Genomic DNA, 23775 nt, shown 5'->3' on the forward strand with positions numbered 1-23775 from the left:
ACACTAACGTTAGCTCGCCTTTACGTCAATAGTTTGACTTTTTAAAGCTGTAAATCGATAGGATTTTTACGATTTTTTCGGTGGGAAAGAGGGAAATTGAGTAATGATCCCCTTAGCTTCTGTAATCTTAGCCACACCACTTTGACGAACTTCATCTATACGAATCACCGAATGCATCGGAACATAAGTACGCTTTACTTCGCCAAACTGTTGACGCAATTTTTCTTCTGAAGGATCGACCACCAATTCAGAGCGAGAACCAAACACAAATCCCTCAAGCTCTAAAAACCCCCATAGATCACTTTGAAACACATGACGTACATAGAGCTCATACACTTTATCTTGATTTACAAAGGCAACGCGATAGATAGATTCTTCTGCAGCCATGATAGGTACATCACTCCTTTAATTATCTAAACTGAACTTTCAAATAGACTCTGCTCTCAAACTATCTTTATCGGGGCGATAAGACTATCTTTCAAGGGCACCGTGTTTCGCTGGCAAGGCATTGCAAGGCAAACACCTTGCTTAATAGTGACTTTTTTTGATCTATGCGTTGTTAAAAGCACTAAGCATTGAACTGGATGACAAAAACTGCTCAAAAAACGCTCAGCGTGTGGCAGCAAGTCGGCGGCTTCGCTATAATCTTGCCCCTATTTTAATCGACAATCTTAACTGCAGGTAACTCATGAGCAAAAAGTTGTTTATCAAGACACACGGCTGTCAGATGAACGAGTACGACTCCTCCCGTATGGCAGACCTTTTGGGTGAAAGTCACGCCCTAGAACTGACCGATAGTCCGGATGATGCCGATGTACTTCTGCTCAACACCTGTTCTATTCGTGAAAAAGCACAAGAAAAGGTTTTCCATCAGCTAGGCCGCTGGCGCAAGTTAAAAGAAAAGCGTCCGGATCTGATTATTGGTGTGGGCGGATGTGTGGCTAGCCAAGAAGGTGAAGCGATTCGTGATCGAGCACCCTATGTTGATATGATCTTTGGCCCACAAACGCTGCATCGCTTGCCTGAGATGATCAATGAAAGCAAAAAAGGCACCCTAGGCATTGTTGATATCAGCTTTCCTGAAATTGAAAAGTTTGACAACCTGCCAGCGCCTCGTGCTGAGGGTGCTGAAGCCTTTGTTTCTGTGATGGAAGGCTGCAGTAAATACTGTACTTTCTGTGTGGTGCCATACACTCGAGGTGAAGAGGTCAGCCGCCCCTTACAGGACGTCCTGAATGAATGCCAAGAACTGGCAGAACAGGGTGTACGAGAAGTTAACTTGCTCGGCCAAAACGTCAACGCTTATCGAGGCGAACTAAGCGACGGTGATCACGCAGATTTAGCTGAACTGATTCGCCGTGTTGCAGCGATTGATGGTATTGATCGTATTCGTTTTACCACCTCGCACCCCGTCGAGTTCAGTGACAGCCTAATTGACGTCTACGATGAAGTACCTGAACTGGTAAGTCATTTACATCTACCGGTTCAAAGTGGTTCCGATAGAATCCTGATGGCGATGAAACGTGGCCATACCGCACTGGAATATAAATCGAAGTTACGTCGTATTCGTAAACTTCGTCCCAATATCAGCTTTTCATCGGATTTCATTATTGGCTTCCCGGGGGAAACCGATGCCGATTTCCAAGCGACGATGAAACTGATTGAAGAGATAGGCTTTGATTCATCTTTCAGCTTTGTCTATAGCCGTCGTCCCGGAACACCCGCAGCAGACTTGCCTGACTCTGTCTCTGACGAAGAGAAGAAGCAACGTCTTGCTCTGTTACAGCATCGCATTACCCAGCAAGCGACGGAAATTAGTCGTCGTATGGTAGGCAATATTGAGCGCATTTTAGTCAATGGCTACTCAAAGAAAGATCCTGGTCAATTGTCCGGCCGTACTGAAAACAACCGAGTGGTTAACTTTCGCTGCGACAACCCCGATCTCATTGGTCACTTTGCAGATGTCAAAATCATTCAAGCCTATGCAAACTCATTAGTGGGTGAACTCGTCGCATCAGAACTTGATGCTCAATAAAGAGATAACTCAACACTTGATATCACTCACTAAGATAATCACTGATGACAGGAATTTGAATTGCCTTCCACTCACACACTAAATTTTACTCTTGAGCCTGACAATCTCGGCGCACTTGCTAACCTCTGCGGACAACTGAATGAGCATCTTCTCCTGATTGAAGAGCGTACAGGCATGGAAGTGCTGCATCGAGGCAATCACTTCCAAATTTTAGGGAGCGAAGCTGAATGTGAGAAAATAAAGCTAATGCTGCAACAGCTTTTCCAAGATGCGAGCTCTGGCACTGAACTAACACCTGCACACATCCATCTTGCACTGAAAGCGACAGGCATCGAAAGCCGTCAAAATAGCAGCACTCCTTATGATCGAGATGTCACTATACGCACACGTAAGATGCAGATACGTCCTCGCAGTGACAATCAAAAGCGCTATGTCGAATCGGTTCAACGACTGGATATCAATTTCGGTATTGGACCCGCTGGAACCGGCAAAACCTATCTAGCAGTTGCCTGTGCGGTGGAAGCCCTAGAACGCGAAGAGGTCAGTCGTATTTTACTGGTTCGCCCGGCCGTTGAAGCGGGAGAAAAACTGGGCTTTTTACCTGGTGATCTGTCACAGAAAGTCGATCCTTATCTTCGTCCACTTTATGATGCACTTTACGAGATGATCGGCATTGAAAAAGTGGCTCGTCTGATAGAGAAAAATGTCATTGAAATTGCTCCTTTAGCCTATATGCGCGGCCGTACACTCAATGGTTCTTTTGTCATTCTTGATGAATCGCAAAACACCACACGTGAACAGATGAAGATGTTTTTAACCCGTATCGGTTTTGGCTCAACCGCCGTAATCACGGGTGATGTAACCCAGATTGACCTACCCAAAGGGGTTCGATCTGGTCTAGTTCACGCGATTGAAGTCCTTAAGGGTGTTGAAGGCATTGGCTTTACTCACTTTACCGCTAAAGATGTGGTGCGCCATCCCTTGGTTCAACATATTGTTATCGCCTATGATCGCTATGAAAAAATGGAAGCGCAGCGCCAGCAATCTGACCAACAGACAAGAGAAAAACGCTAATGGCTATTGACGTAGATATCCAGATCGCTGTCGAAGACCAGCCACTTCCAGAGGCTGATGATTTCCAGCGCTGGGTAGAAACCGCCTTAACGAATCAGATAGATGAGGCTGAACTGTGTATTCGCATAGTCTCCTCCGAGGAAAGCCAAGAGCTAAATAGCACTTGGCGCGGCATGGACAAGCCCACTAATGTTTTGTCCTTTCCGTTTGAGGCACCACCAGGGTTTTCATCAGCCATGATTGGTGATTTAGCCATCTGTGCCGAAGTGGTTGCCAGTGAAGCACAGGCACAAAATAAACCTTTAATGGCGCATTGGGCACATATGGTTATTCATGGGGTATTGCATCTGATCGGATTCGATCATATAAATGACGATGACGCGGAAGAGATGGAAGCGTTAGAGATTAAATTACTCGCGCAACTCGATATTCCCAACCCTTACATATCCGCTTAGAGGACAACATGAGCGAAGAGCGATCGGGAAACACACAAAAAGGCTGGCTGGGTAAACTGGCGCAAGCTTTTTCAGATGAGCCCCCAACACGTGAAGACTTAATCAATGGACTTTACGAAGCAGCAGAGGCTGGCGTGCTTGACAATGATGCCTTAACGATCATTGAAGGCGCTATGCAGGTTTCTGATATGCGCGTTAGAGACGCCATGATTCCTCGCTCGCAGGTCACGATGGTACAAATCAATCAAAAACCTGCTGATTTCTTACCGGTTATTATCGAAACGGCCCACTCCAGATTTCCGGTTTGTGGAGAAAATCCTGATGAAGTGGTCGGTATACTGTTGGCCAAAGATCTATTGACCTATGTCCTTGACGGTAACCTTGAAAACTTCACTCTCAGTGATTGCTTGCGACCTGCCGTTTTTATACCGGAAGGCAAACGCCTGAATGTGTTGCTAAGGGAGTTCCGTGGCGCACGAAATCACATGGCTATCGTTGTTGACGAGTATGGCGGCATTTCGGGTCTGATCACCATCGAAGACGTTCTAGAGCAAATTGTCGGCGAAATCGAAGATGAGCATGATGAAGATGAAAATGAAGGCAATATTAAAGCGCTGGATGAAAAAGGCTATCTCGTTAAAGCCTTAACACCGATTGATGACTTTAATGAATTCTTTAATACCGACTTTTCAGATGAAGAGTTTGACACCATCGGTGGCATTATCACGCAAAGCTTTGGTCGTCTTCCGCTCAAAGGTGAAAGCGTCACTCTGGAAGGCATTCACTTTAGCGTTTTGTCAGCCGACAATCGCCGTATTCGCTTGTTGCAAGTAACGCCAGAGGACAACTAATCAACAATGCTGAACTCCTTGGCAGCTAAATGCCTGTTCGCCATCATTGCGGGAGCATTGATGGTGTTAGCCTTTGCACCTTTTGATCTTGTTCCATTTATTCTGTTAGGACCCGCGGTTCTTTTCTGGTTACTGAACCCGCTTCAATCAAGCCGTCAAGCTGCGTTGATCGGCTGGGGGTTCGGATTTGGTTTATTTGGTGCCGGTGTTTCATGGGTATGGGTCAGCATCCACGTGTATGGTGGCGCTTCCGTCTTGATCGCCACGCTCGCTACGCTGCTGTTTGTTGCCGCTCTTGGCCTATTATTTTCGGCTCAAGCGTGGCTTTTTTATCGCTTGTTTATTGGAAAACCCCATGCGTGGCTTGCCTTTATCGCCATATGGATGGGATTTGAGTGGCTGAGAAGCTGGTTTTTAACTGGGTTTCCTTGGCTACTAACCGGTTATGCCTGGTTAGATACCCCCCTAAGCCCACTCGGCAGCCTGATGGGTGTTTGGGGGTTGTCCCTGCTTACGCTTTGCTTATCCATCGGGTTGTTTCAGGCAGCCAAGAAACGAGCTCTGCTGCCATTGGCCGTTGCCTGCATCTTGCCTATCATTGCACTCCTAACACCCAAAAGCTGGACAGAAGCCGTTCCAGACACTGAATTGAGTGTCGCACTGGTTCAACCTAATATTTCCCAGCATGATAAGTGGGATAGACGTCTGCTATCCCCAATGCTGCAGCACCTCATCAGTCTTAGTCAGCCCTATCAGGATCACGACCTAATTGTATGGCCAGAAACCGCCATTCCTTCGCTTTATTATCAAGCAGCGCCCTACACCGAACCTTTTTTTAATCGTCTAGGAAACCAACAAACAACCTTGATCAGTGGGTTTCCTTACATGACCGCGGATGCCAAAAATCCGGAACTAAGCCGTTTTCATAATAGCTTAGGCATTTTCAGCTACGGCCAAGGCGTCTATCACAAACAGCGTTTAGTTCCGTTTGGTGAATATGTTCCCTTAGAGGCACAACTTCGTGGTTTGATCGATTTTTTCGACCTGCCAATGTCGGAGTTCAGTTTGCCAGAGCATACCGAATTAACATTGGACGTCAAAGGTCGCAAGATCGCTCCGTTAATCTGTTACGAAATCGCCTATCCGGAGCTAACTCGGCGCTCTGCGATATTAGCGGATATTATTTTGACCGTGTCTAATGACGCATGGTTTGATGATTCATTGGCAGCAGAGCAACATCTTCAAATTGCACGCATGCGCGCTGTCGAGAATGGACGCTGGCTGTTGCGCGGGACCAATGACGGTATTACCGCATTGGTCGCACCTAATGGCGATATTGTCGATCGTTTAAGTCGAGAACAGGCTGGCGTACTCAGTGTTAAGGTGCCTTCAATGCAAGGTCAAACACCTTATCAACGCGTTGGCTTATGGCCAGCCATGTTACTCAGCTTGCTACTGCTAGGACTCGGTTTCTGGCCAGGGTCGCGGCAACCGCTCAAAAATAACGCCATGGCACGCTGAACAAGGTTCAATGGCGTCACTTCGAATCAACAACTGCTGCTCGCCACAATTCACACACACCAGTCGTCCTGGCAAGGTAATTTCACCCGCAAGATACTGCTGTTCATCATGGGCAAGCTGCTCCCTGAGCAATTCATGTTGAACACGGGTTTTGTCTGCTAAGTCCCAAATGCGATGCATCACGGCGTTTTCTAGCGCATTCAGATCGAAATTCAGCCAGGCTGCGATACCCTCGCCGGTCTCATGAGCATAATAGCCGATCTGCTTTAAATCACGCTCGATGTAGGCACTCAATAAATCCATTTCGTCGCGAGTCATCTCCTCAGCAGCCATCTCTAATTCAATCGCTTCTTGAATGCGAGATTGCAAAGACTCCCAGGTTGTTTCCCCCGCTTCATCCAAACTTCGACGTAATCTGTCCAGAATACGATCATAGGCTGCCGGTGCTATTTCTGAATGCTGCACTGGTTTTTTATTTGTATCGTTCATAACCCACTCCTTAATCACCCAAAGGTGATACCACTAAGCCCTGTTTGCGAGCTTATATATATTGTATGCTATGCCGCATTTAGTCATCTTTCCAATTAAACAGGGTTTCTGAATCAAAGTGAGACAAAATATCGCTTTTTCAGCCCCTCATTAGGTTTTAGCCAAACACAATGAACGAGCATTATCAGCCGCAGGAAATTGAACCCGTTGCCCAGCGTTTCTGGGAAGAGAACGGTAGTTTTAAAGCCATCAACGACCCGCAGAAAGAGAAGTTCTACTGCCTTTCCATGTTCCCCTACCCCAGTGGTCGTTTACACATGGGTCATGTGCGCAATTACACTATTGGTGATGTTATATCACGTTATCAGCGCATGCAGGGCAAAAGCGTTTTACAACCCATGGGATGGGATGCTTTTGGGTTACCCGCCGAAAATGCAGCGATCAATAATAAAGTCGCACCGGCTAAATGGACTTATGAAAATATTGATTATATGCGTAATCAACTCTGCCGTATGGGCTTTGGTTACGACTGGTCCCGCGAACTTGCTACCTGTCACCCTGAATACTATCGCTGGGAACAGTGGTTCTTTACCCGCCTGATGAAAAAGGGCTTAGTTTATAAGCGTGAAGCGGAAGTCAATTGGGACCCTGTCGATCAAACTGTACTGGCAAACGAGCAGGTCATTGATGGTCGTGGCTGGCGCTCAGGTGCACTGGTGGAGCGTAAGAAAATTCCACAATGGTTCCTGAAAATTACCGATTATGCAGATCAGCTTTTAGAAGATTTAGATAAACTGGAGCACTGGCCGGAACAGGTCAAGACCATGCAACGCAACTGGATTGGCCGCTCTAAAGGCGCTGAAATCAGTTTCCATGTACCTAATTACGGTGATCTGGAAGTCTTCACTACGCGCCCTGATACGTTAATGGGTGTGACCTATATGGCGGTTGCACCGCAACATCCATTAGCACTCCAAGCGGCTGAAAGTAATCCTGAAATTGCTGCCTTTATTGAAGACTGCCGCAATATGAAAGTGGCTGAAGCTGATATCGCGATGATGGAGAAAAAAGGCATTTCTCTTGGTATTGATGCGGTGCATCCTTTAACTGGCGAACTCGTGCCGGTCTGGAGTGCTAACTTCGTATTGATGGATTATGGTTCAGGCGCGGTGATGTCTGTGCCTGCTCATGACCAGCGTGACTGGGAGTTTGCCAATAAATATGGTTTACCGCTTAAGCAAGTGATCGGCTATGTTGAAGGAACTGCTGAACTGGATCTTGCCAAAGAAGCCTACACCGAAAAAGGCCCATTGGTAAATTCGGGTGATTTTGATGACCTTGAATTTGAAATGGCCTTTAAAGCCATAACTAGCGAACTGATCCGTCGTAAGCGCGGCAAAGTAGCCATCCATTACCGCTTACGTGACTGGGGTGTGTCTCGTCAACGTTACTGGGGTGCACCTATCCCTGTGATCAATTGCCCTAGCTGTGGTCCTGTTCCCGTACCTGAAGATCAACTCCCAGTGGTACTGCCAGAAGATGTTGAATTTGACGGTGTCGGCTCTCCCATTAAAAAAATGGACAGCTTCATCAATACTACCTGTCCGACCTGTGGTGGACCTGCTGAGCGCGAAACAGACACCTTCGATACCTTTATGGAATCCAGTTGGTATGCGGCTCGTTTTGCCAGCCGCGACACTGCGGATGCGATGTTAGATCCTGAAAAAGCTAACTATTGGTTGCCCGTTGATCAGTATATCGGTGGTATTGAACACGCCATTTTGCATCTACTCTATTCGCGTTTTTATCACAAACTGATGCGTGATGAAGGCCTGGTCGATTCTGACGAACCTTTTAAGCGCTTACTGTGCCAAGGCATGGTTCTGGCTGAAACCTATTACCGCGAAGATGAACGGGGTGGTCAGACTTGGATTGCGCCAACAGATGTGATCACAGAAACCGATGAGAAAGGTCGTATTGTCAGCGCTCGTCATCGCATTGACGGTGAACCTGTGATCGTTTCTGGCATGGCTAAAATGTCTAAATCGAAAAATAACGGTATCGATCCTCAGGTGATGATTGACCGTTACGGTGCCGATACGGTTCGTCTGTTTATGATGTTTGCTGCACCCCCAGAGCAATCACTGGAGTGGTCTGATTCCGCAGTAGAAGGCGCACATCGCTTCCTACGTCGTTTATGGAAACAGGTTTACGATCATCAGTTCAGAGGCCTACCCGTTGCCGCCTTGCAGCTCGATCAACTCAATGATGAGCAGCGTGAACTGCGCCGTAAAGTTCACGAAACCTTGGCAAAAGTCACCGATGATACCGAGCGTCGTCAAACCTTTAATACCGCGATTGCAGCCATCATGGAGCTATCGAACGCCATTGGCCGCTTCCAAGATGTTAGCGAGCAAGGCCGTGCAGTGATGCACGAAGCGTTAGAAGCAGCGGTATTGCTACTATCACCGATCGTTCCTCACATCTGTCATAACCTATGGCAGCAACTAGGGCATGAAGGCGCTGTTATTCATGCACCTTGGCCTAAGGTTGACGAATCGGCACTGGTCAGAACAACCGTTGAGATAGTGGTTCAGGTGAATGGCAAGGTTCGCTCAAAAATAGAAGTGGCAGCCGATGCTGACAAAGACACACTGCTGCATCTTGCTTTGGCTGAAGAAAATGTTCAGAAACATATTGGCGATAAAACCATCCGTAAACATATCGCTGTTCCCAATAAACTGCTGAATATTGTCGTCAGCTAGGAGAGATCAGATGACTCGACTGATGCCGTTTACGATGCACAACCCAAAGGCATGGATAGTATTACTGATGGTAATGCTGCTATTGGTTGCCAGTGGTTGTGGTTTCAAGTTGCGAGGACTGTATGATATCCCACCTAGCCTATCGCGGGTGGCTATCCTAAGTGATCAAACTAACTCAGAGCTGGTTAGAACACTTGATCAAGCACTTCGAGCCAATGGTGTCACGGTAGATAACCAAGCACCCTATCGAATTGAACTGGTTGAAGAAACAATGAGCCGACGTACGCTCTCTTTAGACAGCAGTGCTCGTGCATCTGAGTATGAGTTACGTGGCGAAGTGACCTTCCAAGTCACAGATGCAGAGGGTGAGTTAGTGCTGACACCAAGATCGCTGATGTCGGAACGATCTTACAACGTCGACAGCTCGAATATTACCGCCAGTGAGTCACAGGAGCCGATTCTGCGCCAGCAGATACGTCAAGACCTAGCACAGCAGATTATGCGTCAGTACATAAGGATTCAACTTCCGTGAAAACCCGTAGCGACCAGCTGAATGCTGTGTTGCAGCGCTATACCGGATCCAACATCTTTATGGTGCTGGGTGAAGAACCCCTGCAATCTCAAGAATCCTGTGACGCTTTGCGTCGCTGGTTGAGGGCGCAGGGGTTTACTGAGCGTGATTTGCATCATGTCGACAATCACTTCAGCTGGGAAAGTGTGATCTTAAGCACCAATGCCCTCTCTCTTTTCGCTGATCAAAAACTCTTAGAAATCCGTGTCGGTAGCCATAAAATCAATAAAGGTGATGGTCAAATCCTGTTTGATTGGCTAAAAGATCCCTCACCGGATACCGCTTTACTGTTAATCATCGATAAAGTGGATGCTGCTGCACGAAAATCACATTGGTTTAAACAGATTGAATCTCAAGGAGTCCTGGTTGAGGTTCATGCACCTGACTCAGGACAACTTCCTCAATGGCTATCACAACGCGCAAGCTCGTTAAGTATTCAGTTGGATCATGAAGCACTACAAGTACTTTGCGAGCGAATCGAGGGTAACTTGCTTGCCGCACAGCAAGAACTCGCTAAACTGCAACTACTCTATGCAGATCAACAGATTACTGCAGAGCAGGTGATCGCATCGGTATCTGATAGCTCACGCTATGATGTCTTTGCACTCACCGAGTCAGCTCTGGCTCACCAACCTGAGCGCTGCGAAAAGATTCTGACCGCATTAATTCATGAGGGTTTAGAGGCGCCCGTGATCTTATGGGCACTCACGCGAGAAATCAGAACACTTTACAACGTACAACTGGCTTTGCAGCAAGGACAGTCTTATGACAGCTTGTGCCAGAAAGAGCGCATTTGGGGTAAACGAAAAGCATTGGTACGTAAAGCTAGCCAGTCTTTGCCAGCAGCAACGCTTGAGTCTATGCTTCAATCAGCAGCAGTTGCCGATCAAGCGATTAAAGGCATGCGTAACGAAAGTCCTTGGTTGATCATTCGCCAGATCACGTTAAAACTCGCAGGCGTTTCTCTGTTGCCAGATACCCTTAATAGCTAATGAAACAATGACTCAAAAAACTAATGGATAGCATGATGAAAATTTACCCTTGGCTAACATTGGCCGCCGTGATGTTTCTCATCAGTGGTTGTGATCGCGAGCCATCTCCAAAAAACATGACCCGGGGTGATCAGCTTTATGCTTACTATTGTCAAGAATGCCACACTTATCAGGGTTTAGGCGCTCAACTGCAAAATCTTCCGCCCGGCGTGAACCAGCTTCAAGTGCATGATGTAGTGCTTATAATTAAGCATGGCGCTCAGCTAGGTCATCCAATGGGACGCTTTCCTGGACTGTCGGATCAACAAGCTTTTACGGTTGCTGAATATGCCGTTGCCATGCGACGACAAGAACGTGAGCGCCAGCTACAAGGTTCTGATTAAAAACCTCTGATTAAAAAGCTCTAACTTACAAGCTTTGATTAACACTTAATAACTTGTGCTATTAGGAGTCGTCCTCTTCATCAGCCGTTTCCAAACCTAGCTCTTTGATTTTTCTTGTCAGTGTATTTCGCCCCCAGCCTAATAACTCAGCGGCATCACGCTTACGGCCAGCGGTATGCTTCAAAGCAACCTCTATCATGGCATGCTCGAAGGTAGGCAAGGCTTCATTCAGTATCCCTTTCCGACCACGTGATAATTGCTGATCCGCCCAGTTACGCAGCAGTTGATCCCAATTTCCTTCCACTAAGTGGCTCGTTTCTGGACGATCCAACAACTCGGGCGGAAGATCGGATACTAGCACTTCTCGACCCGACGCCATGACCGTTAACCAGCGACAGGTATTTTCCAGTTGACGCACATTACCAGGCCATGGCAATTCACAGATAAACTCTTCCGTTTCTGGCTTTAGCGTTTTTGGCTCGACATTTAGCTCTTCAGCTGAGCGCGACAAAAAATACCGTGCAAGACGAGGAATATCTTCGCGCCGCTGAGACAAGCGCGGAATATGAATTCGTATCACGTTTAAGCGGTGAAATAGATCTTCACGAAAACGGCCTTCACGCACTAGGTTTTCTAGGTTTTGGTGGGTTGCGGCAATAATACGAACATCGACTTTGACGGGAGTATGACCACCCACACGGTAAAACTCACCATCTGCCAAAACACGCAATAAACGAGTTTGCGTGTCGGCTGGCATATCACCTATTTCATCTAAAAACAGAGTTCCACCATCCGCCTGCTCAAAGCGGCCTCGACGGGCGGCCGCAGCTCCGGTAAAGGCTCCTTTTTCATGACCAAACAGCTCCGATTCGATCAAGTCTTTTGGTATAGCGGCCATATTCAACGGGATAAATGGATGCGCCACTCTAGGGCTGTGACGGTGTAAAGCATGGGCAACCAACTCTTTACCTGTCCCTGAATCACCATTGATGAGCACAGTGATATTCGATTGCGACAAACGACCAATGGCACGAAACACTTCCTGCATGGCAGGTGCTTCACCGATAATTTCAGCGGTATCTGTTTCGATCAACTCGGGTGCTTTTTCACGTTGCTCGTGGGCATGAACAACGGCACGAGAAACCAAGGCTACCGCATCATCCACATCAAAAGGTTTGGGTAGATACTCAAAAGCACCCCCACGATATGAGGCTACTGCGCTGTCTAAATCAGAATGTGCCGTCATGATAATAATGGGCAGCGTGGGATGATCTTTATGAATGCGCTCGAGCATTTCTAAACCATCCATACCAGGCATGCGAATATCACTGATGATGGCATCCGGTTGCTCTTGGGTCAGTTTATTCAACAATGGATCGGCAGCTTCAAACAGCGTAGCTTTGAGACCAGCAGATGTCAGTGCCTTATCGAGTACCCAACGAATCGATCGGTCATCATCAACGACCCAAACGTTACCGGTTGTTTTCATGGCTTTGCTCCAGCGGAATTAATAATTGGAAACGCGTGTTGCCAGGTTCTGTTGTGCATTCAATCAAGCCCTGATGACGATTAATAATCGACTGAGCGATTGATAAACCAAGCCCTGAACCTTCAGCTCGACCGGTCACCATCGGATAAAAAATAGAGGATAAAAGTTCTTCGGGAATACCCGGACCGTTGTCAATAATCTCTATCGAACAAACTAAACGGTGCCGTTCTGTTCCTAATGTCATCTGGCGGAGCGCTCGAGTACGAAGAGTAATACTAGGCTGTTCAGTGGCTGATTCGTGCATTGCCTGCATCGCATTACGGACAATATTTAAAATGGCCTGAATGAGTTGCTCTTTATCACCCGAAAACTCAGGAATACTAGGATCATAATCCCGTGTTAGCTGAATTCTTTCTTCTGACTCTGCTCTGACCAAACTACACACCCGTTCCAGAATTGCGTGCACATTGACGCTTTCGAGTTTGGGTAACTTATGTGGTCCCAATAAACGATCAACTAGATTACGTAAACGATCTGCTTCATCAATAATCACGCGGGTATAGTCGTGCAGTTCTTCATCAGCCAGTTCACGCTCTAGCAACTGTGCCGCTCCACGAATTCCTCCCAATGGGTTTTTAATTTCGTGAGCTAGACCTCTGACTAAGGAACGTGCAGTGGCATGGCGTGTCAGCAACTCTTCTTCGCGCTCAATTCTCATTAATCGGTCACGAGCCTGTATTTCAAGCATCAAGCCGATGTTTGGGCTGACATTAACACTGTAATCGATTAACGACTCCTGCCCCATCGCATTCATTAAACGCGCCTCTCTTTTACTATAGGGGTGCATGGTTTTTAATGCATCACGTAGCAAAATCAAATCATCTTCATTGAACACCAACCAATCTTGAATTGCTTTGCCTTGTAAACGTCGCAATGAAGCTTGCAGCAACATTTCTGCAGCTGGATTCATATATTGAATAAACAATTGGTCGTTCAACAGGATCACTGACGTCGTCAAGTTATCTAATAATTGTTGATGAATCGATTTCATGGGCATTTAAAACTCTCCTCTTGCTATGACTTAGCAAGATCGATGCCACTTAACTGAATAAGACTGATCCAAAAAAGGGCAGAAAACAGGGCACTTCAAGCCTTTGATCATAGAACAAGCTAAAACAAAACGCACCATGATGGTGCAAATGCTTTAAATCTGGGCAGGAGTTTTGTGACTAAAATAGGCACAAAAAAGCCCCCTTGCGGAGGCTTTCTATACACCGTCTGTTAATTAGACAGAGTAGTACAGATCAAACTCAACTGGGTGAGTCGTCATGTTGACACGTTCAACTTCAGCTCGTTTCAGCTTGATGTAAGCATCCAACATATCTTTAGAGAACACGCCACCTTTGGTAAGGAACTCATGATCTGCTTCCAGAGCGTTCAACGCCTCAGTTAAGCTAGAAACAACGGTTGGAATAGTTGCTGCTTCTTCTGGTGGCAAGTCGTACAGATCTTTATCTGCTGGATCACCAGGGTGAATCTTGTTCTGGATACCATCAATACCCGCCATCAACAGTGCTGCGAAGCACAGGTATGGGTTCGCTGCTGGATCAGGGAAGCGAGCTTCTACACGACGCGCTTTCGGAGTCGTTGTGTAAGGAATACGCAATGATGCAGAGCGGTTACGTGCTGAGTAAGCCAACATAACAGGTGCTTCGAAACCAGGAACTAAGCGCTTGTAAGAGTTAGTAGATGGGTTACATAGTGCGTTCAATGCCTTAGCATGCTTGATGATACCGCCTATGTAGTAAAGTGCCGTGTCACTTAGACCACCGTAGCCTTCACCCGCAAAGATGTTTTTACCATCTTTTGACATAGATAAATGCACGTGCATACCAGAGCCGTTATCACCTACTAGTGGCTTAGGCATAAAGGTAGCTGTTTTACCGTAAGCATGCGCAACGTTGTGTACACAGTACTTCAGAATTTGCACTTCGTCAGCTTTCTTAACCAGTGTGTTACCACGAACACCGATCTCACACTGACCAGCAGTCGCTACTTCATGGTGATGTACTTCAATGGTTAAGCCCATCGCTTCCATCGCATCACACATTGCTGCACGAAGATCATGTAAAGAGTCGATTGGCGGAACTGGGAAGTAACCACCTTTGACGCGTGGACGGTGACCTGTGTTACCACCTTCGATCTTGTGGTTAGACGCCCAAGACGCTTCTTCAGAGCTAATGGTATAGCCACAACCACCGATGTCAGCATGCCAGCTCACTTCATCAAATACGAAGAATTCTGGTTCTGGACCAAGCATCGCCGAGTCAGCAATACCGGTTGAGGCTAGGAACTGTTCGGCACGAAGTGCAACCGAACGTGGGTCGCGATCGTAACCTTGACCAGTAGCAGGCTCAACGATATTACAACGAACAATGATGGTCGGCGCTTCAGTGAAAGGATCCAGTACAGAAGCAGAATCATCCGGCATCAGGATCATGTCAGACTCGTTAATACCTTTCCAACCGGCAATGGAAGAACCATCAAACATTTTGCCTTCTTCAAAGAACGAGTCACCCATGTCAGAGACAGGGATAGTAACGTGCTGCTCTTTACCTTTGAAATCTGTGAAACGCATGTCCACCCATTTCGCATTGTGTTCTTTGATCAGATTCAGAGTATGCTCTGACATAGGACGCTCCTATTAAATTTCTAAATGAATGCATTAAGCCGGATCTGCCGGACTGCAAACCGACACGACTGCTTGTATTTAAACAAAGCAATACCCGTGCCAGAGTCATAAAGCCGCATAAATACAGCAGGCTTCATCACTGTTAACGCAATAACCGTCACCAAACCGCCCTATTATGGTGCACATCTTTACAATTACGCCCTTATTTGAAGCATTGACATCAATTAGGGGCTTTTAATGTGCAACCATCGTACTATCCTACGCCAAATTGAAGATTCTTGCGCTATAGCAGTGCATTATTTTTGGTGAGCAATTTATGAACAAACTTTCGTCGATTGTTGAAGCGTTGTCACGTATAATGCGCCACTTTACAAAGAAACTTGGAACACTCTTGTGATCGAAAACCTGAGAAATATCGCCATCATTGCACACGTTGACCACGGTAAAACCACCTTGGTTGATAAACTTTTACAACAGTCTGGTACGCTGACACGTCGCGATGAAAGCGCTGAACGTATCATGGACTCTAATGACCAAGAACGTGAACGTGGAATCACCATTTTAGCGAAAAACACTGCTATCAAATGGAATGACTATCGTATCAATATCGTAGACACCCCTGGGCACGCTGACTTCGGTGGAGAAGTTGAGCGAGTTCTTTCCATGGTTGACTCGGTATTACTGCTTGTCGATGCAGTCGATGGGCCGATGCCTCAAACACGCTTTGTTACACAAAAAGCCTTTGCACAGGGTCTGAGTCCTATTGTTGTTATCAACAAAGTTGACCGTCCTGGTGCGCGCCCAGATTGGGTCATGGATCAGGTATTTGATCTATTCGACAACCTAGGAGCAACTGACGAACAGTTAGACTTCCCTGTTGTTTATGCTTCTGCATTAAATGGTATTGCCGGTCTTGATCATGAAGAGATGGCCGACGACATGACGCCACTGTTCGAAGCCATTGTTAAGCATGTACATCCACCAAGAGTTGATCCTGAAGGTCCTTTACAGCTTCAGATTTCCGCCCTGGACTACAATAGCTACGTCGGTGTTATCGGTGTGGGCCGTATCAGTCGAGGCCGTCTTAAAACCAACACTTCTGTAAAAGTTATTGATAGCCATGCTGGCTTACGTTCTGGTCGCATACTGCAAGTGATGGGCTACCACGGTCTAGAGCGCGTAGAAGTTGAAGACGCTGAAGCGGGTGATATCGTCTGTGTAACCGGTCTTGATCAGCTTAACATCTCTGACACCATCTGTGATCCTAACTGTATTGAAGCGCTACCTGCACTCTCAGTAGATGAACCCACCGTGTCGATGACTTTCCAAGTCAACGACTCACCTTTCGCCGGTCAAGATGGTAAATTCGTCACCAGCCGTAACATTAAAGAGCGCTTAGAGCGTGAATTGATTCATAACGTGGCACTGCGTGTAGAGCCAGGTGAAACACCTGAGAAATTTAAAGTCTCTGGTCGTGGTGAACTGCATCTGTCGGTTCTGATTGAATCAATGCGTCGCGAAGGCTTCGAGCTGGGCGTTTCTCGTCCCGAAGTTATTCAAAAAGTAGTTGATGGTGAGATTCGTGAGCCTTACGAGCTAGTCATGCTGGATGTTGAAGAACAACATCAAGGTTCTGTTATTGAGGAGTTGGGTCGTCGTAAAGGCGATATGACCAATATGGAAGTGGATGGTAAAGGACGTGTTCGCGTTACCTTCATGATCCCTTCACGTGGCTTGATAGGCTTCCGTAGCCAATTCATGACCATGACCTCGGGAACTGGCATCATGACCTCTGTATTCGATCACTATGGTCGCGTTAAAGATGGCGATATGGGCGAGCGTAACAACGGCGTACTCGTTTCCATGGTGAATGGCAAGGTGCTTGGTTTTGCACTGTTTAACCTTCAAGAACGTGGCCGTCTATTTATTCCGCCTAATATCGAAGTTTATGAAGGCATGGTTATCGGTATTCACAGTCGCTCAAATGACTTAGTGGTAAACCCAACCAAGGGCAAGCAGCTGACCAACGTGCGTGCATCGGGTACCGATGAAAACATCGTATTGACGCCGCCGATCAGATTCTCTCTTGAACAAGCACTCGACTTTATCGAAGACGACGAATTGGTTGAGGTCACACCTAACCATATTCGCATTCGCAAGAAGCTTCTGAAAGAGAACGAGCGTAAGCGTAATAAGAAGTAATCTTATTGAGTTTAAAAAAGGCAGCCATCAGCTGCCTTTTTTTGTATCATCACTCAGCAAATACCAACCTAAAATAAAAGTAGATCGGAGCCAGATATGCGAACGCTTTACCCAGACATTGCTTGCTATGCAGAACATTGGCTAGAGGTTGATGAAACGCACCGCATTTATGTTGAAGAAAGTGGAAACCCAGCTGGTATTCCGGTCATATTTATTCACGGTGGGCCAGGGGGCGGGTCCTCACCCGCACATCGCTGCTTTTTCAATCCTGATGCCTATCGTATCGTCGTTTTTGATCAACGCGGCTGTGGTCGCTCGACGCCTCATGCGTCATTAGAAAACAACACCACTGAACATTTGATTGCTGACATGGAAAAGATTCGTCAGCATCTCAACATTGAAAACTGGTTATTGTTTGGCGGCTCATGGGGTTCCACACTGGCACTGGCCTACGCGCAAACACATCCTGAAAAAGTACTGGGGATGATCTTGCGAGGCATTTTTCTGTGCCGTAAACAGGATATTGATTGGTTCTATCAGCAGGGTGCTAGCGCAATTTTCCCTGACTACTGGCAAGACTATCTTCAGCCTATTCCAACAGAAGAGCGGGATGACCTATTAAAAGCCTACTATAATCGTCTGACTTCGGACAATGAAATTGCACGCATGGCAGCAGCAAAAGCATGGTCTGTTTGGGAAGGTCGTTGTTCAACACTCAAGCCAAATCCTGATGTTGCACAACATTTTGGCGAGCCCCATGTTGCCTTAGCAATGGCTCGAATCGAAGCACATTACTTTTATCACGGCTGTTTTATGAGCGAGAATCAGCTGATCAAGAATGCAGACCGCTTGAAAGAGATACCCATCACTATCGTACATGGACGATATGATGTCGTCTGTCCGATAGAACAAGCTTTTGCTCTACATCGCGTCATTCCTCATGCAGAGTTCAATATTATTCGGGATGCGGGGCATTCCGCTTTCGAACCAGGTATTACTGACAATTTAGTACGTGCTACGGATCACTTTGCTCGACAAAAGCCTAGCCAAGGATTGCCATGAAAGGTCTAATTCAGCGTGTTCAACATGCCTCCGTTGAAGTCGATGGTCAGTGCATCGGCTCAATCGGCCCAGGATTATTATTACTGCTGGGAGTAGAGCGAAGTGACACCGAAGAAAATGCTGATAAGTTGTTACATAAGGTACTTAACTATCGTATTTTTGCGGACACCGACGGCAAAATGAATGAAAGTCTCATACAACAAGGTAAAGAATTGTTGGTGGTTTCGCAGTTCACGCTTGTCGCAGATACTCGCAAAGGTCTTAGACCGGGTTTTTCCCAAGGCGCAACACCCTCAGAGGGTGAACGCCTTTACGAATACTTCTTAACACAATCTCAAAACAGGTTAACTAGAGTTTCCGCTGGTCGTTTTGGTGCAGATATGAAAGTCACACTCTGTAACGATGGACCTGTGACTTTTTTACTGGAAAGTTAATAAATCCCCATAGGATTGCCTGACTATTAGCCAAAAGTCATGTAACATCTCGCCGTTTAACCTCCTTTAGTCTAAAAATCAACTATGGAATTCTAACAATGAGTTCACCGAAAATTTGGACCCATAAAGGTACCTTTTTACTGGCAGCGGTAGGTTCTGCTGTCGGTCTGGGTAATCTATGGCGTTTCCCTTACCTCACTGGCGAAAACGGTGGTGGTGCCTTCATTCTAGTTTATGCATTAACCATTGCTATTGTAGGCATCCCCATTCTAATTGCAGAAACTCTACTCGGCCGCTCCAGCCGAAAAAGTCCCATTATGGGCATGGACTACTTAACTGAGTCACACAATACCAGTCGCAATTGGCGAACTATCGGCTGGATGGGTGCATGCGCTGCGTTCATTATTCTAAGCTTCTACTCGGTTATTGCAGGCTGGGCTATCCACTATACTGGCTTGATGTTTTCCGGATCATTGGTCGGGGCAGAGTCTGAACAAATCAAAGATTCATTTGATGCACTTCTAGCCTCTCCTGCATTGCTAATGACCTACCACACTCTCTTCATTGCAGCCTCGGGAGTCATTGTCGGCTTAGGGATTCATAAAGGGATTGAAAGCGGATTACGCTTTATGATGCCCGCTCTATTTGTCATTTTGATGATCGTGCTTGGCTATGGCATTGTTGCTGGCGATGTAGGTGCGGCAATGAGCTTCTTGTTCACTTTCAACTTGGCTGACCTGAGCCTTGAAGGTTGGTTGCAAGCGATGGGGCAATCTTTCTTTACCTTAAGCTTGGGGATGGGTGCGATCATGGCTTATGGTGCGTACATGTCAAGCGAAGCTTCATTAACCCGTACCGCCATTTCAATAGCCTTTGTCGATACGCTCATTGCTTTACTTGCCGGTATCGCGATTTTCTCATTGGTATTTGGCAGTGGACTTGAAGCAGGTCAAGGACCTGGCTTGATGTTTGTCACCTTGCCGATTGCTTTTGCTGAGTTACCGGCTGGATGGCTCATTGGTGGTGTATTCTTCATCTTGGTCATTGGTGCTGCGATCACCTCATCCATCTCGCTGATCGAACCGGTTGCTGCATATCTGGTCGAACGGTTTGGTTTCAGTCGCCCTAAAGCCGTTGGCTTGATGGTTAGCTTATGCTGGTTACTGGGCTTATTAACTGTATTTAGCTTTAACGTTTGGTCAGAAGGCACCATTACACACACTTGGTTTAACCGTTCACCATTTGATGTGCTGGAGTTTATTACCAATATATTGATGCCACTAGGCGGCTTACTGATTGCACTCTTTGCTGGCTGGGCTCTGACTCGTGAGGAAGTGTTAAAAGAGATGGCAACCAACGATACGTGGTTCCAGATTTGGCAATTCCTGGTTCGTTTTGTGGCACCAACTGCGGTAGCGTTTGTATTCCTGCGAACCATTCCACAGATCGATGGTTATTTGATTCCAACCGTTGGCTCCATTCTATTGATTGGTGCCTTCACGGCTGGAAGAACCTTTTTTAATCGTTCTTAATCCGATAACTGTTTGTCCGTCTGCCAGTGCAGGCGGGCAAACATCACGGTTCCATATAGAATCAACACATAACCTAATAGCTCCAGACCTTCCTGAACTGAATTTTTTACCAAGGCAGTTGCCTGAACGCCAGCACCCGCATCTAAAATTGCTCCCCATAAAGAACCTGTCCCAAATACTCGGCTGAAAAACAGCACGACGGCAAGTCCCGCAAGAATATACGCAAAAGGATAGGAACGAGTAGCATCTGCCATTGCTGCAATAATGCTGTTTCTAAAAATAGCGGCCAAAACAAAACTAAAAAGAATGACACCCGTGACTGGGTATTTCCAAAACCCATGCTGAATATAATCAAAAAGATAATCTAGTTCACGCAGTAACATAGATAACAACAAACCGGCGACTAAGAGCAGAAATCCACGCTGATGATTTAGCCGAAACGCCATGAGATACATAATAATTGCGGAGATAAAAAGGAATGTTTCTTGGCTTATTTCAGTGACACCATGCTCTGGCATACCATGCTTCAGCACTACGACATCCAGCAATACTGCTACGGGTGCCCACAACATCGCCAACACCAGTAGCATAAACATTATCGCAGCTTGCTTGATTCTCTTAATATCGTCTTCGCGGGCCATCTAAAACTCACTTACATTTTAATAAAACGCTTATTGTCTTTAGATGGCACACATTTGTCGAGACAACTTAAGATTAATTCCCTAGCTTTGGCTTTGGGTTAACTCTGCCAAGACCCGACTTTCTTCAACCAAGCGGAACCAAGTATCTGCAATCTGATCATGTAACTGACTGATATCCAGCTGAATATCATCAATATATTGGTGAAGCTTTTCCGGCTCTACTGCTAACAGCGACACATCGGCCTCTGTTAAGTGCACAAGACAATGATCCGCCGCTGCCAGTGCACGTGTGCCTCCGGGCAAGGTTTCTAATTCGCGACTTATCCGCGAAATACAGCAGGCAACTGCCCGAGGAAACTGTTGATCCTGCAGCAGAAAACGTAACACATCGGGTCCACGGACACGTAAACGCACATGCTGGCGGTACATCTGAAAACCTGTCAAAGATTTCAATACACTGACCCATTGCAAGGTTTCAAACGGCGTAAAATCATCTGAATTTTTCGGCAATAAGTTTGCTGAGCGCACATCAATAATTCGCGTGGTCATATCAGCGCGTTCTATTTGACGACCGATCATCAAGAACGTACGTGTTTGCGTATAACTCAATGTTCCTGCAATCATGCCATTCACCGCTTCGCAGCTTCGAATAACGCGATTAAGAAAAACATCTCTGTTGCGAGGGTTAATACCTGATTCCGCCTGCTGCGATACCGCCAAATAGACTTGGTTAACCTCTTCCCAAATTCGCTGAGGCATCACATCACGTGTCGTTCGTAAGTTTTCACGTGCAGCAGTCAAAGAAGAAATGATCGAACCTGAATAGCGCCGATCACCGCACAAGAAGTTCAAAACACTGACTTCGTCACGCTCTTCGTAATATTTATCGAAAATATCTTCACTACCCGTAATGGTAACCAAGGTTGACCAACCTAATCGTGTTGCTTTAGGAAAGTCCAATAATAAATGACTGTTCACACTGATCAGACGAGCGGTATCTTCCGCTCGCTCTAGGTAGCGAGCTAACCAGTAAACACTTTCTGCGACTCTTGACAGCATGACTTAACCCTCTTTCACATCAACGATCCAGGTGTCTTTACTGCCACCACCCTGGGATGAATTTACAACCAAAGACCCTTTCGTCATGGCAACACGTGTCAAACCACCTGTAGTGACATAAGTGTCATTGCCGCCAGATAAAATAAAGGGTCTTAAATCTACATGCCTCGGCTCCATCGCATTACCGCACAGAGTCGGTGCTGTAGAAAGATTTAGGGTTGGCTGTGCCATATAATTTCTTGGATTCGAACGAATTAACTCTGCAAAAGCCTTACGTTCTCGCTTAGTTGAGTGAGGCCCAATCAGCATACCGTAGCCACCGGACTCATTAGCAGGCTTAACCACTAAGGATTCAAGGTTCGCCAGTACATACTCTCGATCTTCCTCAAACATGCATAAGTAGCTAGGCACATTAGGGATGAGGGGATCTTGATCCAAATAGTAACGAATGATTTTAGGGACAAAGGCGTAGACGACTTTATCATCCGCCACACCAGCACCCGGTGCATTCGCTAACGCCACTTTACCAGCACGCCAAGATCGCATCAGACCTGGCACACCTAACATGGAATCAGGGTTAAACGCTTCTGGATCTAGGAACATATCATCAATGCGACGATAAATCACATCAACACGCTGCAAGCCATCGACCGTTTTCATATAAACGCAGTCATCATCGCCGACAATCAAATCAGGTCCTTCGACCAGCTCGACACCCATTTGCTGAGCAAGATAGGAGTGTTCGTAATAGGCAGAGTTATAGATACCCGGCGTCAGCACCACGATTTGCGGATCATCACCCGGTCGTGGTGACATACTGGCCAACATATCAAACAGTTGGTCGGTATAATCATCAACCGGCTGTATCTGTCCTGTGGCAAACATTTCTGGCAACACGCGCTTGGTTACATTTCTGTTTTCAAGCATGTAAGAAACACCGGACGGAACTCTTAAGTTGTCTTCTAAAACATACAAAGTACCATCACCATCACGCACAAGGTCAGAACCACAAATATGCGCCCAGACACTATGAGGTGGAGAAATACCGACACATTGAGGCCGAAAGTTTGCCGACTGCGCCAACACTTCAGCAGGAAAAACGCCATCTTTAATGATCCGCTGATCGTGGTATAAATCGTCAATAAACATGTTCAAGGCTTGCACACGTTGGCGAAGCCCTGCTGCGGTTTTTTCCCACTCAGGCCTTGGGATAATTCGTGGGACAGGATCAAAAGGCCATGCGCGATCGATCATGCTACCTTCAGAATAAACCGTGAAGGTAATCCCCATGGTTTGAATAGCGACATCGACGGCATGCTTATGCTCAATCAATTCTGCCGCTTCCAGGTTTTGAAAATAATCACATAGCATTTGAGATTCAGGGCGAGGGTTTCCAGGTGCTGCAATTAGCTCATCATAAAATCCATTGCACGCATATTCTTGCCAGTTCACTTTTGTCATAGCGTGTATCCATTGTTGACATCATTACGATAGCGATTTCTTTGCAAATGCTATACCAGCTTTTAAT

At 46.5% G+C, this 23775-nt stretch carries 21 protein-coding genes; 13 read left to right on the forward strand and 8 right to left on the reverse strand.

Features of this window, described 5'->3' with window-relative positions:
- Positions 1-66: 66 nt before the first annotated feature.
- Positions 67-387, reverse strand: a complete 321-nt coding sequence (locus F7R24_RS12225) for a DUF1820 family protein (RefSeq protein ID WP_206057549.1) — start codon at positions 385-387, stop codon at positions 67-69.
- A 301-nt stretch (positions 388-688) separates the two neighbouring features.
- Here F7R24_RS12225 and miaB point away from each other — a divergent pair, with 301 nt between their 5' ends.
- The 5 genes from miaB to lnt are packed head-to-tail and all read left to right on the forward strand — an operon-like array spanning position 689 to position 5936.
- Positions 689-2035, forward strand: a complete 1347-nt coding sequence (gene miaB, locus F7R24_RS12230; protein WP_151671546.1) for a tRNA (N6-isopentenyl adenosine(37)-C2)-methylthiotransferase MiaB — start codon at positions 689-691, stop codon at positions 2033-2035.
- A gap of 60 nt (positions 2036-2095) precedes the next feature.
- Positions 2096-3109, forward strand: a complete 1014-nt coding sequence (locus F7R24_RS12235; RefSeq protein WP_240776106.1) for a PhoH family protein — start codon at positions 2096-2098, stop codon at positions 3107-3109.
- Complete coding sequence (gene ybeY / locus F7R24_RS12240; RefSeq protein WP_151671547.1) at positions 3109-3564, forward strand: rRNA maturation RNase YbeY; 456 nt, start codon at positions 3109-3111, stop codon at positions 3562-3564. Before F7R24_RS12235 ends, ybeY begins: the two co-directional genes overlap by 1 nt.
- Positions 3565-3572: 8 nt before the next feature.
- Positions 3573-4415, forward strand: coding sequence for an HlyC/CorC family transporter (locus F7R24_RS12245; RefSeq protein WP_151671548.1), 843 nt, complete (start codon positions 3573-3575; stop codon positions 4413-4415).
- Positions 4416-4421: 6 nt separating this feature from the next.
- The gene (lnt, locus tag F7R24_RS12250) at positions 4422-5936 is read left to right on the forward strand and encodes an apolipoprotein N-acyltransferase (protein WP_151671549.1); all 1515 of its coding nucleotides are present in this window, start codon (positions 4422-4424) and stop codon (positions 5934-5936) included.
- Here the strand turns inward: lnt and F7R24_RS12255 are convergent.
- Complete coding sequence (locus F7R24_RS12255; RefSeq protein ID WP_151671550.1) at positions 5874-6425, reverse strand: zinc ribbon-containing protein; 552 nt, start codon at positions 6423-6425, stop codon at positions 5874-5876. The two genes, lnt and F7R24_RS12255, sit on opposite strands and share 63 nt — an antisense overlap.
- A gap of 170 nt (positions 6426-6595) precedes the next feature.
- On the opposite strand from F7R24_RS12255, the gene leuS reads away from it, so the two are divergent.
- The 4 genes from leuS to F7R24_RS12275 are packed head-to-tail and all read left to right on the forward strand — an operon-like array spanning position 6596 to position 11136.
- Entirely contained in the window at positions 6596-9190 is a 2595-nt protein-coding gene (leuS, locus tag F7R24_RS12260) for a leucine--tRNA ligase (RefSeq protein ID WP_151671551.1), read from the forward strand.
- 10 nt (positions 9191-9200) lie between these two features.
- Positions 9201-9722 (forward strand): LPS-assembly lipoprotein LptE, encoded by a 522-nt coding sequence (locus F7R24_RS12265; protein WP_151671552.1) that lies wholly within the window; start codon positions 9201-9203, stop codon positions 9720-9722.
- Positions 9719-10753: a DNA polymerase III subunit delta gene (holA, locus tag F7R24_RS12270; RefSeq protein ID WP_151671553.1), complete on the forward strand. Its 1035-nt coding sequence runs from the start codon at positions 9719-9721 to the stop codon at positions 10751-10753. Before F7R24_RS12265 ends, holA begins: the two co-directional genes overlap by 4 nt.
- A 35-nt stretch (positions 10754-10788) precedes the next feature.
- Entirely contained in the window at positions 10789-11136 is a 348-nt protein-coding gene (locus F7R24_RS12275) for a c-type cytochrome (RefSeq protein WP_168926827.1), read from the forward strand.
- A gap of 61 nt (positions 11137-11197) precedes the next feature.
- Here the strand turns inward: F7R24_RS12275 and glnG are convergent, their stop codons facing one another.
- The 3 genes from glnG to glnA all read right to left on the reverse strand — a co-directional run bounded on the left by glnG (position 11198) and on the right by glnA (position 15317).
- A complete protein-coding gene (gene glnG, locus F7R24_RS12280; protein ID WP_151671555.1) occupies positions 11198-12625 on the reverse strand; it encodes a nitrogen regulation protein NR(I) in 1428 nt (475 codons plus the stop codon).
- Positions 12609-13682 (reverse strand): nitrogen regulation protein NR(II), encoded by a 1074-nt coding sequence (gene glnL, locus F7R24_RS12285; protein WP_151671556.1) that lies wholly within the window; start codon positions 13680-13682, stop codon positions 12609-12611. Before glnL ends, glnG begins: the two co-directional genes overlap by 17 nt.
- Before the next feature lie 228 nt (positions 13683-13910).
- A complete protein-coding gene (gene glnA, locus F7R24_RS12290) occupies positions 13911-15317 on the reverse strand; it encodes a glutamate--ammonia ligase (protein ID WP_151671557.1) in 1407 nt (468 codons plus the stop codon).
- Between the two features lie 393 nt (positions 15318-15710).
- On the opposite strand from glnA, the gene typA reads away from it, so the two are divergent.
- The 4 genes from typA to F7R24_RS12310 all read left to right on the forward strand — a co-directional run bounded on the left by typA (position 15711) and on the right by F7R24_RS12310 (position 20547).
- On the forward strand, positions 15711-17519 hold the full coding sequence (gene typA, locus F7R24_RS12295; RefSeq protein WP_151671558.1) for a translational GTPase TypA: 1809 nt from the start codon (positions 15711-15713) through the stop codon (positions 17517-17519).
- A 96-nt stretch (positions 17520-17615) separates the two neighbouring features.
- On the forward strand, positions 17616-18581 hold the full coding sequence (gene pip / locus F7R24_RS12300; protein ID WP_151671559.1) for a prolyl aminopeptidase: 966 nt from the start codon (positions 17616-17618) through the stop codon (positions 18579-18581).
- A complete protein-coding gene (dtd, locus tag F7R24_RS12305; protein ID WP_151671560.1) occupies positions 18578-19015 on the forward strand; it encodes a D-aminoacyl-tRNA deacylase in 438 nt (145 codons plus the stop codon). The genes pip and dtd overlap by 4 nt, the downstream gene beginning before the upstream one ends.
- A gap of 98 nt (positions 19016-19113) precedes the next feature.
- Positions 19114-20547 (forward strand): sodium-dependent transporter, encoded by a 1434-nt coding sequence (locus F7R24_RS12310; protein WP_151671561.1) that lies wholly within the window; start codon positions 19114-19116, stop codon positions 20545-20547.
- On the opposite strand, the gene F7R24_RS12315 is transcribed toward F7R24_RS12310, so the two are convergent.
- From F7R24_RS12315 to F7R24_RS12325, 3 genes are all read right to left on the reverse strand, one after another.
- Positions 20544-21188 carry a hypothetical protein gene (locus F7R24_RS12315; RefSeq protein WP_151671562.1) on the reverse strand — a complete coding sequence of 215 codons (645 nt, stop codon included), beginning with the start codon at positions 21186-21188 and terminating at the stop codon, positions 20544-20546. The genes F7R24_RS12310 and F7R24_RS12315 overlap by 4 nt on opposite strands.
- An 81-nt stretch (positions 21189-21269) precedes the next feature.
- Complete coding sequence (locus tag F7R24_RS12320) at positions 21270-22247, reverse strand: alpha-E domain-containing protein (RefSeq protein WP_151671563.1); 978 nt, start codon at positions 22245-22247, stop codon at positions 21270-21272.
- Between the two features lie 3 nt (positions 22248-22250).
- Entirely contained in the window at positions 22251-23708 is a 1458-nt protein-coding gene (locus tag F7R24_RS12325; RefSeq protein WP_151671564.1) for a circularly permuted type 2 ATP-grasp protein, read from the reverse strand.
- Positions 23709-23775: the final 67 nt, after the last annotated feature.

Origin of the sequence: Nitrincola schmidtii (assembly GCF_008973715.1) — a bacterium.
Lineage (GTDB): Bacteria > Pseudomonadota > Gammaproteobacteria > Pseudomonadales > Balneatricaceae > Nitrincola > Nitrincola schmidtii.